We start from the raw sequence: 12,866 nt of genomic DNA, 5'->3' as shown, positions 1-12,866 counted from the left end.
TTCGCCATTACCTGTGCTGGTTTTTTCGAGCCACGAAATTGACGCACCGACAAAACAAAAACTTAGCGCCGCCAATTCCAACCAATACTTTTGGATTAATGCTTTTTTACATTTGCAGGCCGCCACGGCTTGGCGATGCTCTGATGGCAAAGGGGTATCACTTATCAAGCCCCTCCGACCGGCGCCCATCGAGCGCAAGGAGACGTGCCATGCTGCTGCAACAGATCCTCCTCCACGTGAAGACCTTCCTCCTGCGCAAGGATGGCGCCTCCGGTATCGAATACGCGGTGATCGCGGCCATGGTCGCGGTGGTGCTGGCTGGCTTCGTCACCCCCATTTCGGGCGAAGTGTCGGAGATCATGACCAAGATCCAGACCGCGATCACCCAGTGACCGCACCGCGCCAGCGAGACGTGTAGTCCAACCGCCCGGAGCCAAGCATGCCGACCTCTTCCTTGCGTCAACAGATCCTGCTGGTGGACGACGAGGAGGAGGCCTTGCTGGAGCTGGCCGAGCTGCTGGAAAACGAAGGTTTCTGTTGTCACACCGCCACTTCGGTCAGGTCAGCCCTGCAACAGCTGACCCGCCACCCCGATGTCGCCCTGGTGATCACCGACCTGCGCATGCCCGAGGAAAGCGGCCTGGGCCTGGTCCAGCGCCTGCGCGAACATACCGCGCGCCAGCATTTGCCGGTGATCGTCATGTCCGGGCATGCCGACATGGACGATGTCAGCGACCTGCTGCGGCTGCAGGTGCTCGACCTGTTCCGCAAGCCGATCTACCACGCCCGCCTGCTCGAGACGCTGGAGAACCTGTTTCCCAAGCCGTTGATGCAGGCGGTGAAGTAACGCCGGACTCGGCACCGTACAACACCCTTACAGAAGGCGCCGCTGACGCGGCGCATCGCCGGCAAGCCGGCTCCCACAAGGAAAGCGCTCGACCTGAGACTGTTCGCGGTCAGTGTGGGAGCCGGCTTGCCGGCGATGGGGGCACAGCCCCCCCTTACAATTGATAACTGAAACTCAGGTTCAGCCGTGGCCGCCGGTTGAAGCTGTCCAGCGCCATGTCCGACATCGGCTTGGCCACCTCCACCGCGATGTTGTAGTAGCGCATATCGCCAAAGCGCAGCCCCAGCGCCGCCGACGACATCTTCGAATCGCGCACGTCCAGCGCGTTGAACCAGGCCCGCGCGGTGTCGAGCGCCACGTACGGCTGCACGACCTTGAGCCAGCCAGTGTCGCGCCGGAAGCTGTAGTTGAGCTCGTAGGCCAGCCCCCAGCCCTTGTCACCGGAGCCCTGGTCGCTGGGGTAGCCGCGCCCGAAGTTCTGCCCGCCGAACACCGCCCGCTCGCTGTCGGGCAGGCTGTCGTTGCTCCAGTAGGCCGCCGCCGACGCCACGCCCTGCCAGTTGTCGCTGAAGTTGTCGCTCTGCACGCCCGAGACCCGCAGGCGCAGGAAGTCCAGGTCGTAGTCGGCATTGGTGTCGGCGCCAAGGCGATCCAGCCCCTGGTAGACACCGGCACTGATAATCCGCAGGCGGCGCGCCTCGGCCTTGCGCCAGTCGCCTTCGAAGGACAGCGCGCGGATATCGGTCTCGCTGTCCAGGCGCAGGGGGAATCCCACCACCTGGTAATCGATGCGGTCGTTGACCACGTAGAAGCGCCCGACCACCTCCAGCCATTCACTGGGCGAGGCGATCAGCGATTGGCTGATGCCCACCGAGTAGCGTTCGTTCTCGCGGTGCTGGGTCAGGTCGATGCCGTTGTCCAGACGGATGCGCGCCTTGGGGTCGCTGCGATAGCGCGAAGCCGACAACAACAGCTTCGAGCCTTCGGCATCGAGGAACTGGCTGTAGTCGAGGCGGTAGTAATGCTCCTTGTCCTCGCCGGGCGGTACCAGCACGCTGGCGCTCAATTGTTCGGCGAAGCGGGTCTGCGCGTTGCTGGTGGCGCCCAGCAGTGCCTGCAGGTCGTCGCGGCTGCCGTCGTTGAGACTCAAGGTGGTAGTGACCGGCTTGCGCGACACCTGGGCGAGCAGGCGGGTCGCGCCGTCGGTGGTCGCCGGTGGCGGCACCTGGGCCTGGAACGTCACCCCGGGGATGCGCCCGGCCAGGCTGGTATAGCGCTCGAAGCTTTCGCGGGTCAGCGGACGCTCGGCCTTGAGCCGGTCCAGCAGTTGCACCAGGTAGGCCCGCGCCGCGCCAATGTCGCCCTCGACCTGATAGTCGTGGATGTAGCCTTCCACCAGCACCACCCGCACCCGGCCATCGGCGAAGTCCTGGGGCGGCAGGTAGGCGTATGACAGCAGGTAACCGTCCTGCTGGTAGCGTTGGGTCAGGCGACGGGTGATCTCGATCAGCTCGGCGAGCGTGACCTCGCGCCCGATCACCGGCTGGTAATGCTCGCGCAGATCGCTCAGGGGGTAGACGGTGCCGCCCTCGAAACGCACCTTGCGCACCGCCACCCGGGTGTTCATCAGCAACGGTGGTTGCCGCGCGGTGTCCACGCTGGGCACGCGCAAGCCGGGCTGGTCGGGCCGGTAGGCATCCACCGGCAGGTTGGGCGTGGGCAGGCGGCGTTCGGTCTCGTTGCTGTTGAGGAAACTCGGCAGGGGTTCGCCCCGGGCCAGGCAGGCTGCGGACAGCCCCAGCATCGTCAGCAGCAATCGGCGCATTCGGACACTCCATGATCCACGGATGGCGGGGTGACCGACCGGCGAACGGCGCGCCGGTCGGTCTCACTCACCTTGAGCGTAGCCCGTGGCGTCAGCGCTGCCCGCCTGCCAGAGCCCCTGACACACCATTGAGCGCACCACCAAGACCACCGGCCGGCGCTCCGCCGTTGACCAAGGTGCCCGCCTGGCCGAGCGTTGTACCGACCGCGGTCACCGTCGCGCCAACCTGGCTGACAACCGGGTTGCCGGTGGTACCGGCCAGTTGCGCGCCGGCAGAGCCCACCGCGCCACCGACCTGGTTCAGCAACCCCGCCACGGGGGCGCCGACGCCGGTGCTGGCGCCTACTTGCTGGGTCACGCTGGAGACACCGGCGACCACCGGGTTGAGGCCGCTGCCCACCTGCTGGGTCAGCGCCGCCACCGGCGCCCCGGCAGCGCTGTTGGCCACGCCGTTGCCACCGAGCACAGTGCCCAGGCTGGCGACGGTATTGCCCGTCTGCACCGAAGTGCCGCCGATACCGTTTACGGTCGGGCTGGCGGTGCTCGCTGTCAGCCCACTGCCGGCACCGGCCACCACGCCGCCGACGGTTTCCAGCAGGCCGCTGCGTGGGCCGCCGGTAACAGGGGCCAGTCCGCTCGCCGTGCTGACTGTGGTGCCGGTATTGGCCACCGCCTGCCCGAGCGTGTTGCTCAAGGGGTTGCCCGCCCCCGCCAGTTGCTGGCCGGCCTGGTTCAGGGCACCACCGGTCTGGTTCAGCGCCTGGTTCAGCGGCCCAGCGAGCCCGGTCTGCCGCGTGGCATTGGCCGCCGTGTTTTCCACCAGCGAGACCACCGGCACCAAGGCATCGCTCACGCCTTGGGTCGCCCCGGCGAGCGGGCCGCTGGTGCCGACCGGCGACAGGGTGTCGCCGAGCATGGTCACGGCCTGGCCGACCCGGTCGACGCCTTGACCGGCCCCGGCAACCAGCTGGTTGACCACCGGCACCTGCTCGACCGGCCCGCTACTGGCCAGCCCGGCCACGCCCTGGCCAAGGCCGGAGACGCCGCCGCCCAGGTCGGCGGTGGCCGCACCGACCACGCCGACGGTGGTGCCCACGGCATTGTTGCCGGTACCCAATTGCCCCAGGCCCTCGCTCAGGCCACCGCCGACACTGTTCACGGCGTTGCCGGCGGAGGACACCAGCGTGCCCACGCCACCGCTCAACGAGGTATTGCCGGCAATGGGCAGCGCACCGATCACCTGGCCGAGATTGCTCACGCCGTCACCGACCCCGGACACGGTATTGCCCAATTGATCGACCACCTGGCCGGTGACCAGCGCGGAGGGTGTGGTGCCACCGCCCGTGCCGCCGTCACCGCCACCAGGCGTGCTGCCGCCGCCAGTGCCTCCACCACCGCCGCCGCCACCGGTACCGGCGCTGCCATCACCCGGGGACGTGGTGCCACCGCTTCCGCCTCCACCACTGCCGCCCGTGCCATCGCCCCCGCCGCCACCGGCTCCGGCACCCGCGCCGACATCGGACGACGAACCATCGACCTCGCTGTGATGCCCGCCGCCGCCGCTGCTGCAACCGGCAAGGCCCAGACTCACGGCCATCGTCAGCGCCGTTGCCGCCTTGATCCACGCTTGAGTGTTCATGGAAGGACTCCCGCTGCTGCTGATTGTTTTGCTCACAACAGCAGTGAAAGCGCATGGCGCCGAATCGGGTAGCTCACAACTTGGTGTTAGTACCTGTGGCAGGGGCAATGAGGGCGGGAAAACAAGCAGAATTTCAGTGGTTTGACGACGTGCGCAGGGATGCACCACGAAAGGATTAGTCATAACTCATTAGTACAAGCGGCAAGCCCTGCCAGTGTTGCGGGCTTGCCGACCGGGGGCGTCAGAAGTCGAAGAACACCGTTTCTCCGTCGCCCTGGATACGGATGTCGAAGCGGTACGCGGTCTTGCCATCCACTTCACAGCGCCGGGCGATCAAGGTCTCGCGCCGCTGCGGCTGCTCGATCAGGTTCAGCACCGGACACCTGGCGTTCGCCTCGGCTTCGTCATCGAAATACAACCGGGTATGCAGGTGGATGTTGATGCCCCGGGCAAACAGGCTGAGGTTGATGTGCGGGGCCATCGGCACGCCCGCGGCGTTGTTCACCACCCCCGGCTTGACCGTGTGCAGGGTCCACTCGCCGGCATCGAAGGTGGTCGCGGTGCGGCCGAAGCTGTTGAAGGCGTTCTCGAGGTGGTACTCATCCTGGTAGCGGCCCTCGGCGTCGGCCTGCCATACCTCCAGGAACGAATCGCGCACCAGGTGGCCATTGCCGTCGTACACCTGGCCGATCAACAGGATGTGCTCGCCCGGTGCATCGGGCCGGGCCAGGCGGTTCCAGATTTCGTGGTCACGGGTCGGGTTGCCGGCCGCTTCCAGGGCAAGGCCGATGTGCACATAGGGGCCGGCGGTCTGCGAAGGGGTTTCCGGCAGCAGTTCGATAGGCATGACGGGGCTCCTTAGCGGTTTTCGAAGTGGGTCTGGCGCTGGCCGCGCAGGACGATGTCGAAGCGGTAGGCCAGGCAATCCATGGGGTTGGCGTGGCTCATGTCGAGCCTGGCGATCAGCCGCTCGACGGCATCCGGGTTGGCGATCGACTTGACGATCGGGCACAACGGGATCAGCGGGTCGCCCTCGAAGTACAGCTGGGTGATCAGCTTGGTGGCGATCGACGGGCCGCTGATGGAGAAATGGATATGCGCCGGGCGCCAGTCGTTGGGGCCGTTACGCCAGGGGTACGGGCCGGGCTTGATGGTGCGGAAGCTGTAGTAGCCGTCGCGGTCGGTCAGGCAGCGGCCGACACCGCCGAAGTTCGGATCCAGCGGTGCCAGGTAGCGGTCGTTCTTGTGCCGGTAACGGCCACCGGCATTGGCCTGCCACATTTCCACCAGGGTGTTGGGCACCGGCTTGCCATACTGGTCGACCACCCGCCCGGCAACGATGATGCGCTCGCCGATGGGCAGGCCGCCCTGGTTGAAGTTGAGCAGCAGGTCATGGTCGTGCGCGCCGAAGCGCAGGTGGGAAAAGTCCGGGCCGGTGCTTTCGCTGATCGACTGCGGGATGCTGACCAGCGCCTGGCGCGGGGAGCGCGCCACCGAGGTCTTGTAGTCGGGGGTGAAGGCCTTGGGGTGCCAGTTGCGATCACGGATCACGAAGCGGCTGGTGTCCTGGGCGGGCATGCCGGTTTCCTCTCTTGGAATTATCGAACGCCTGGGCGTGGCAGGCGGACTTGCAGTTTCCGGCAGGTGCGACGGGATGAATATTGAATTCAGCGGTCCCAGGCATAACCATTTGGTTATGTCTCAGCGACGGGGGATACACCTCGGTCAGCACTGAACTAATCTTTGACTTCATGTTTCAGCAACCGGAGAGCTCTACATGGAATGGCGAAAAGGCCGGCGCAGCGACAACGTGGTCGATGCCCGCGGCGAAGGGGGTGGCGGCGGCATGCGCTTCGGCGGCGGCAAGGGCCTCGGGCTCGGCGCCATCCTGCTGATCGTCGGCATCGGCTGGCTTACCGGGCAGGATCCGCTGCAGATCCTCGGCCAGCTGGCCGGGCAGATGGAGCAGCAACAGACCGCCCCGGCCAACGTCGACGGCAAGGCACCGCCGGCCAACGACGAGCAGGCCGAATTCGTCGCCTCGATCCTCGGCGACACCGAGGACACCTGGAAGGCACTGTTCGCCCAGGCCGGCAAACAGTACCGCGACCCCAAGCTGGTGCTGTTCAGCGGCCAGGTCAACTCCGCCTGCGGCTTCGCCTCCTCGGCGGTCGGGCCGTTCTATTGCCCCGGCGACCAGCGCGTGTACCTGGACATGACCTTCTTCCGCGAAATGGAAACCCGCTTCAAGGCCGCCGGCGACTTCGCCCAGGCCTATGTGATCGCCCACGAGATCGGCCACCATGTGCAGACCCTGCTCGGCGTCTCGGCCAAGGTCGACGCCGCACGGCGCAATGGCCAGCGCATGGAGGGCGACAATGGCCTGCTGGTGCGCCAGGAGCTGCAGGCCGACTGCCTGGCCGGGGTCTGGGCCTACCAGGCGCAGAAACGCCTGAACTGGCTGGAGCCGGGGGACGTCGAGGAGGCATTGAATGCCGCCAACGCCATCGGTGACGATCGGCTGCAACAGCAGGGCCAGGGCCGCGTGGTGCCCGACTCGTTCACCCATGGCACCTCGCAGCAGCGCGTGCGCTGGTTCAAGGCCGGTTTTTCCAGCGGCGACCTGAACCAGTGCGACACATTCAGCGCGCGTAGCCTCTGAGAATCGCCATCGCCGGCGAGCCGGTTCCTGCTGCGGAGCCGGCTTACCCGCAAATGGCAACATCAAAAACATAAACGTATTCAACAAGTTACAAATTTGCTGAAAAAGCGTTTCAGCTTCTCTCTCCGTTGCCGATAAGTCCTACACAAATCTGCGGGCTATCTGACAACAACAACGCCCAGCTTTTGAGATCAAGTGAGCGAAATCATTCTCTGGGAGAGCGTGCATGAACAGTTGGTTCGCCAATATCAGCGTCAACCTCAAACTCGGCCTGGGCTTCGGCCTGGTCCTGGTCCTGACCGGCCTGCTGGCCCTGACCGGCTGGAACAGCCTGGGCAGCCTTATCGACCGCAGCAACTGGATGAGCGACATCACCCAGCTCAACAGTGACCTGACCAACCTGCGCGTGGCCCGCCTGCAGTGGATGCTGACCAACGGCGACGACGCCTCGGCAGCCAACGTCCAGGCCAAGCTCGACGCCTTCGGCAGCCAGCAGCAGCACCTGGTCAACACCTTCAAGAGCCCCGAGAACCTCAAGCTGCTGCGCGAGCAGGGTCAGAGCATCAGCGAGTACCGGGTTTCGCTGGAGAAGATGCGCCAGGGCTACAAGACCACCCTCGCCGCCCGCGACTCGATGAACCAGGCCGCGGCCCGCGCCAACGACGCCATCGAAGCGATCAGCGGCGCCGTGCTGTCCAGCAGCGAAAGCGATGCCAGCCGCCTGGCCCAATACCTGCTGATCAGCAAGGCCAAGCAGCAGCTGGTACAGGTCCGCCTGGACGTGCGCAGCTACATCGCCGACCTGACCAGCGAAGCCGAGCAGGCCGCCGTGCGCCAGCTGGAAAACGCCCTCAACGAAATCGACAGTCTCAAGCGCCAGCTGCCGGCCGAAGCCTCGCGCATCCAGCAGTTCGAAAGCGCCGTGCTGGCCTACCGTGATGCCGTGCGTCAGTTCCGCGACGCCACTGCCGCCATTGGCGTGGCCCGTGCCGAAATGACCGTGCAGGGCGCCGATATCGTCAAGCGCAGCGACGAGCTGTACAAGATCCAGATCGAGCGCCGTGACGACGAAAGCGTCCAGGCCCGCAGCCTGCAGACTTCCGCTACCCTGCTGGCGCTGCTGGTTGGCGTGCTCGCCGCGTTCATCATCACCCGCCAGATCACCCGCCCGCTGCGCGAGACCATGGACGTGGTCAACCGCATCGCCAGCGGCGACCTCACCCAGCAACTGCGCGTCACCCGCCGCGACGAACTGGGCGCCCTGCAGCAAGGCATCGCACGCATGGGCACCACCCTGCGTGACCTGATCACCGGCATCCGCGACGGCGTGACCCAGATCGCCAGCGCCGCCGAAGAGCTGTCGGCGGTGACCGAGCAGACCAGCGCCGGCGCCAACAGCCAGAAGGTCGAGACCGACCAGGTGGCCACCGCCATGCACGAGATGGCCGCCACCGTGCAGGAAGTCGCGCGCAACGCTGAGCAAGCTTCCCACGCTGCGACCAACGCCGACGACGAAGCCCGTGTCGGCGACAAGGTGGTGGGTGAAGCGATCAGCCAGATCGAGCGCCTGGCCCACGAAGTGCACCGCTCCACCGAGGCCATGACCCTGCTGCAGCAGGAAAGCCAGAAGATCGGCAGCGTCATGGACGTGATCAAGTCGGTGGCCGAGCAGACCAACCTGCTGGCGCTCAACGCCGCCATCGAAGCAGCGCGTGCCGGTGAGGCCGGGCGTGGTTTCGCCGTGGTCGCCGACGAGGTGCGTGGCCTGGCCCAGCGCACCCAGCAGTCCACCGAGGAAATCGAAGGCCTGATCGCCAGCCTGCAGCACGGCACTCAGCAGGTTGCCGAAGTGATGAACGGCAGCCGCAACCTGACCGACAGCAGCGTCGAGCTGGCGCGCAAGGCTGGTGGTTCGCTGGAAAGCATCACCCGCACGGTGTCGAACATCCAGTCGATGAACCAGCAGATCGCCGCCGCCGCCGAGCAGCAGAGCGCCGTGGCCGAAGAGATCAGCCGCAGCATCCTCAACGTGCGCGACGTGTCGGAGCAGACCGCCGCGGCCAGCGACGAGACCGCCGCCTCCAGCGTCGAGCTGGCGCGCCTGGGTGGCCACCTGCAGACCCTGGTCAGCCAGTTCCGCGTCTGACACCGGTAACAACGGGGCCGCTGCGCGGCCCATCGCCGCGGTTCGTCGCCACGACAAGCCGGCTCCCACACCGACCGCGCTGCCTTCAAGTCAAGCGCTATCCCTGTGGGAGCCGGCTTGCCGGCGATGGGCTGCACAGCAGCCCCGACTGCTGTTACTTGACGATCATCCCCACCCCGCGCCCACGCGGATCAGACGCCGTCTCCAGCTTCTCGCCGGTCACCCGGATCGCCTGGATGTCACCCATCTCCCAGCCCTGGTCCTCCAGCACGTAGCCCATCTTCTTCAGGTCGTCGGCCACCTGCCCCTTGAGCGGCGCATAGCTGTCGAAGTAGATGGTGTCCTTGGGCAGCAACTGGTGATGCACGCGCTGCGCCGCCACGGCCTTCTCCAGCGGCATGCCGAAGTCGTACAGGTTGTTCATCACCTGGAAGATCGAGGTGAAGATCCGCGAACCGCCCGGGGTGCCCAGCACCAGCACCACCCTGCCGTCACGCGCCACCAGGCTCGGGCTCATCGACGAGAGCATGCGCTTGCCCGGGGCGATGGCATTGGCGTCGCCGCCGACCACACCAAAGGCGTTGGCCGCGCCCGGCTTGGCGCTGAAGTCGTCCATCTCGTCGTTGAGCAGGAAGCCCGCACCCTTGACCACCACGCCGCTGCCGTAGTCGAGGTTGAGGGTGTAGGTGTTGCTCACCGCGTTGCCCTGCTTGTCGACGATGGAGAAGTGCGTGGTCTGGTGCGGCTCCAGCCCCGGCTTGACCTGGTCGGTTGCGGAAATCGCGTTCGGGTTGACCTGGGCGGCACGCTTGGCCAGGTAATCCTTGGCCACCAGCTGGTCGACCGGGACCTTGGTGAAAGCCGGATCGCCGAGATAATCGGCGCGGTCGGCAAACACGCGCTTCTCGATCTCGGCCAGCAGGTGGATGTACTTGGCCGAGTTGTGCTCGACGCCCTTGAAGTCCGCCGCGCGGTCTTCCTTGATGCCCAGCAGTTGGGCCAGGGCGACGCCGCCGGAGCTTGGCGGCGGCGCGGTGTAGACCACGTTGCCGCGCCAGTTGATGGCGATCGGGTCGCGCCACACGGCCTTGTAGTCCTTGAGGTCGTCCTTGCTGATCAGGCCCTTGTCGGCCTGCATCTGCGCCACCAGCAAGTCGGCGGTCTTGCCCTGGTAGAACTCGCTGACGCCCTTGTCGGCAATGCGCTCGAGGGTCTGCGCCAGCTCCGGCTGCTTGAACAGCTCGCCGACCTTCATGCTGCCAAAGTAGTCGTTGAAGTTGGTCGCGGTCTTGAACAGGCCCTGGGCGTCATCACGGTACTGGTACTGCTTCTGGGCAATCTTGAAACCGTTCTGCGCATAGCCGATGGCCGGGGTCAGCAGCTCGCTCCACTTGAGCTTGCCGAACTTCTGGTGCGCCTCCCACAGCCCCATCACCGTGCCCGGCACACCGGCCGCGCGCACGCCGACCAGGCTGAGGTTCTCGATCACCTCGCCCTTGTCGTCCAGGTACATGGTCTTGGTCGCGGCCTTGGGCGCCACTTCGCGGTAGTCGAGGAAGTAGGGCTTGCCGTCGACGAACAGGGTCATGAAGCCACCGCCGCCGATGTTGCCGGCCTCGGGGTAGGTCACGGCCAGGGTGAAGGCGGTGGCGACGGCGGCGTCCACCGCGTTGCCGCCCTTCTTGAGGATGTCGGCGGCCACCTGTGCGCCATATTGATCAGGCGCGGCCACCGCGCCGCCTTCCAGCGTCACGGCAAAGGCAGAGGAGCAGCTCAGGATCGCGGCCCCGAGGGCCAGGGGCTGGAACATGACATTACGCATGCGCACTTCCTTGGTGTTGTTTTTGTTGATCAGTCATTAAGGCCGAAGCCCTGAAACTAAGCAAACACCCCGGTCGTTTCGCGCCGCCGACGGGCAGACCCTGTCGCGTTCAGGCAACTCAGCAGGCGTAGACCGCCAGTTTTTTCTGGATGAAATCGAGAAAGCACTGGATGCGCAGGGCCAGCTGGGTGTTGCGGTAGTAGACCGCGTGGATCGGCTGGCGATAGCCATTGTTGTGCTCGGCGAGGATCACGTTCAGACGGCCGGCGCGGATGTCCTCGTGGGTCATGAAGTGCGACAGGCTGACGATGCCCTCGCCGGCGATGGCCAGTTGGCGCAGGGTCTCGCCGCTCGAGGCGACCAGCTGCGGGCGGATCGCCCAGCGGTCGCCCTGGGCATGGCGCAGTGGCCACTGGTTGAGCGACTCGAGGGAGCTGAAGCCGAGCAGGCAATGGGCCTCGAGGTCCTCGACCCGCTGCGGCGTGCCATGCCGGGCGAGGTAGTCGGGGCTGGCAAGCACCTGCACCGGGCTGCAGCCGAGCGAACGGGCGTGCAGGCTGGAGTCGGCCAGTTCGCCGATGCGGATGGCCACGTCGGTGCTCTGCTCCAGCAGGTCGATGATCAGGTCGTCGGTGTTCAGCTCCAGCTCGATGCCGGGGTACTGCTGACGGAACTCGCCGATCCACGGCAGGATCGCGTGCAGCATGAACGGCGCGGCGGCGTTGATGCGCAGGCGTCCGGTCGGGGTCTGGCGGTTCAGCGACAGGCGCTCTTCCATGTCGTCCATCTGCTCGAGAATCGCCCGGGCGCGCTCCAGGAAGAAACGCCCTTCCTCGGTCAGGTCCATGCGCCGCGTGGTGCGGTTGACCAGCGTGGTGCCGAGCTTGCCCTCCAGGCGCGACAGGGTGCGGCTGACTGCGGAGGGCGTCTGGCCAATCTGCTCCGCGGCGGCGGAGATCGAGCCGCTATCGATGACGGCGACAAATACCTGGAGTTCTTCGGATCGGGTTTTCACGCGGATGGCCTTGGCAGGTGGATGCCGTGATTCATAGCGGTTGGGCAGCAACCGCGCAAGGGGCCGCTACGCGCCCCTTTCGCCGGCAAGCCGGCTCCCACACCGTGCGCTTCAGCCTTGAGCCATGCGCCATCTTGTGGGAGCCGGCTTGCCGGCGAGAGGCCCGTGCAGGAACACCAAGACAGTTGGAGCCGCGCTGTCATTGAGCCTTGCCAAACACCTGGTCCAGATGCTGCTCATAAGCCGCCAGCGCCGCCGGCACATCCGGGCGCTTCATCACGTCCACGGCCAGGTAGGTCGGCAGGCCCGTCATGCCGAGGAACTGGTTGGCCTTGTGGAACGGGAAGTACACCGCGTCCACGCCCTTGCCCTCGAAGAAATCGCTGGGGTCATCGAACGCCTGCTGAGGCGCGTTCCAGGTCAGCGACAGCATGTATTGCTTGCCCTGCACCAGGCCGCCGCTGCCGTACTTCTGCGAAGCGTCGGAGCGAGTACGGCCATCGTTGGCGTACAGGCTGCCGTGGCCGGCGGTGAATACATCGTCGATGTACTTCTTCACGGTCCATGGCGCGCCCATCCACCAACCGGGCATCTGGTAGATCACCACATCCGCCCAGAGGAATTTCTCTACCTCGGCCTGGACGTCGTAGCCGCCGTCGATGAAGGTTTCCCGCACATCGAAACCGGCGCGGTCCAGATGGGCCAGTGCGGCATCGTGCAGGGTCTGGTTGAGACGGCCATCGGAATGGGCGAAGCGTTTACCGCCATTGAGCAGGAGAATCTTTTTCATGGGAGGGTCAGCCCTGTAAGTGAAGTTGCCGGCAGGTTAGGCAACCAGGCGCCGGGGAAACAGCCAGGGCTGGGCAAAATTCTTTTGCCTGCAAATCACGAATGGTAAACATATTGTTGA

General features: G+C 65.8%; 11 protein-coding genes and 1 pseudogene. 5 read left to right on the top strand and 7 right to left on the bottom strand.

All coding sequences use genetic code 11. The annotated features are described in order from the left end of the window. Nucleotides 1-209 precede the first annotated feature (209 nt). Together CCOS191_RS03905 and CCOS191_RS03900 are read left to right on the top strand one after the other, a co-directional pair. Nucleotides 210-392 carry a Flp family type IVb pilin gene (locus CCOS191_RS03905; protein WP_023632521.1) on the top strand — a complete coding sequence of 61 codons (183 nt, stop codon included), beginning with the start codon at nucleotides 210-212 and terminating at the stop codon, nucleotides 390-392. 47 nt (nucleotides 393-439) lie between these two features. Further along, nucleotides 440-847, top strand: a complete 408-nt coding sequence (locus tag CCOS191_RS03900) for a response regulator (protein ID WP_046854132.1) — start codon at nucleotides 440-442, stop codon at nucleotides 845-847. A 154-nt stretch (nucleotides 848-1,001) separates the two neighbouring features. Here the strand turns inward: CCOS191_RS03900 and CCOS191_RS03895 are convergent, their stop codons facing one another. The 4 genes from CCOS191_RS03895 to pcaH all read right to left on the bottom strand — a co-directional run bounded on the left by CCOS191_RS03895 (nucleotide 1,002) and on the right by pcaH (nucleotide 5,889). Further along, nucleotides 1,002-2,672: a ShlB/FhaC/HecB family hemolysin secretion/activation protein gene (locus CCOS191_RS03895; protein WP_046854131.1), complete on the bottom strand. Its 1,671-nt coding sequence runs from the start codon at nucleotides 2,670-2,672 to the stop codon at nucleotides 1,002-1,004. 91 nt (nucleotides 2,673-2,763) lie between these two features. After that, the gene (locus CCOS191_RS03890; protein WP_046854130.1) at nucleotides 2,764-4,311 is read right to left on the bottom strand and encodes a collagen-like triple helix repeat-containing protein; all 1,548 of its coding nucleotides are present in this window, start codon (nucleotides 4,309-4,311) and stop codon (nucleotides 2,764-2,766) included. Nucleotides 4,312-4,552: 241 nt separating this feature from the next. Beyond that, nucleotides 4,553-5,158, bottom strand: a complete 606-nt coding sequence (gene pcaG / locus CCOS191_RS03885; RefSeq protein WP_046854129.1) for a protocatechuate 3,4-dioxygenase subunit alpha — start codon at nucleotides 5,156-5,158, stop codon at nucleotides 4,553-4,555. Between the two features lie 11 nt (nucleotides 5,159-5,169). Beyond that, nucleotides 5,170-5,889, bottom strand: coding sequence for a protocatechuate 3,4-dioxygenase subunit beta (gene pcaH / locus CCOS191_RS03880; RefSeq protein WP_023631025.1), 720 nt, complete (start codon nucleotides 5,887-5,889; stop codon nucleotides 5,170-5,172). Nucleotides 5,890-6,088: 199 nt separating this feature from the next. Here pcaH and ypfJ point away from each other — a divergent pair, with 199 nt between their 5' ends. The 3 genes and pseudogenes from ypfJ (at nucleotide 6,089) to CCOS191_RS28650 (ending at nucleotide 9,119) form a co-directional block, all read left to right on the top strand. After that, entirely contained in the window at nucleotides 6,089-6,973 is an 885-nt protein-coding gene (gene ypfJ / locus CCOS191_RS03875) for a KPN_02809 family neutral zinc metallopeptidase (protein ID WP_046854128.1), read from the top strand. 361 nt (nucleotides 6,974-7,334) lie between these two features. Next, a pseudogene (locus tag CCOS191_RS28655) lies at nucleotides 7,335-8,216 on the top strand (methyl-accepting chemotaxis protein); the annotation flags it as partial. Nucleotides 8,217-8,255: 39 nt separating this feature from the next. Continuing rightward, a complete protein-coding gene (locus CCOS191_RS28650) occupies nucleotides 8,256-9,119 on the top strand; it encodes a methyl-accepting chemotaxis protein (RefSeq protein ID WP_371041621.1) in 864 nt (287 codons plus the stop codon). Nucleotides 9,120-9,273: 154 nt separating this feature from the next. On the opposite strand, the gene ggt is transcribed toward CCOS191_RS28650, so the two are convergent. The 3 genes from ggt to CCOS191_RS03855 all read right to left on the bottom strand — a co-directional run bounded on the left by ggt (nucleotide 9,274) and on the right by CCOS191_RS03855 (nucleotide 12,746). Further along, on the bottom strand, nucleotides 9,274-10,941 hold the full coding sequence (gene ggt, locus CCOS191_RS03865; protein ID WP_046854126.1) for a gamma-glutamyltransferase: 1,668 nt from the start codon (nucleotides 10,939-10,941) through the stop codon (nucleotides 9,274-9,276). 118 nt (nucleotides 10,942-11,059) lie between these two features. Further along, nucleotides 11,060-11,956 (bottom strand): LysR family transcriptional regulator, encoded by an 897-nt coding sequence (locus CCOS191_RS03860; protein ID WP_046854125.1) that lies wholly within the window; start codon nucleotides 11,954-11,956, stop codon nucleotides 11,060-11,062. Nucleotides 11,957-12,155: 199 nt separating this feature from the next. Next, complete coding sequence (locus CCOS191_RS03855; protein WP_046854124.1) at nucleotides 12,156-12,746, bottom strand: NAD(P)H-dependent oxidoreductase; 591 nt, start codon at nucleotides 12,744-12,746, stop codon at nucleotides 12,156-12,158. Nucleotides 12,747-12,866 lie beyond the last annotated feature (120 nt).

This window comes from Pseudomonas sp. CCOS 191 (assembly GCF_001007005.1).
Classification (GTDB): domain Bacteria; phylum Pseudomonadota; class Gammaproteobacteria; order Pseudomonadales; family Pseudomonadaceae; genus Aquipseudomonas; species Aquipseudomonas soli.
This window is presented reverse-complemented; position numbering and strand designations above follow the sequence as displayed.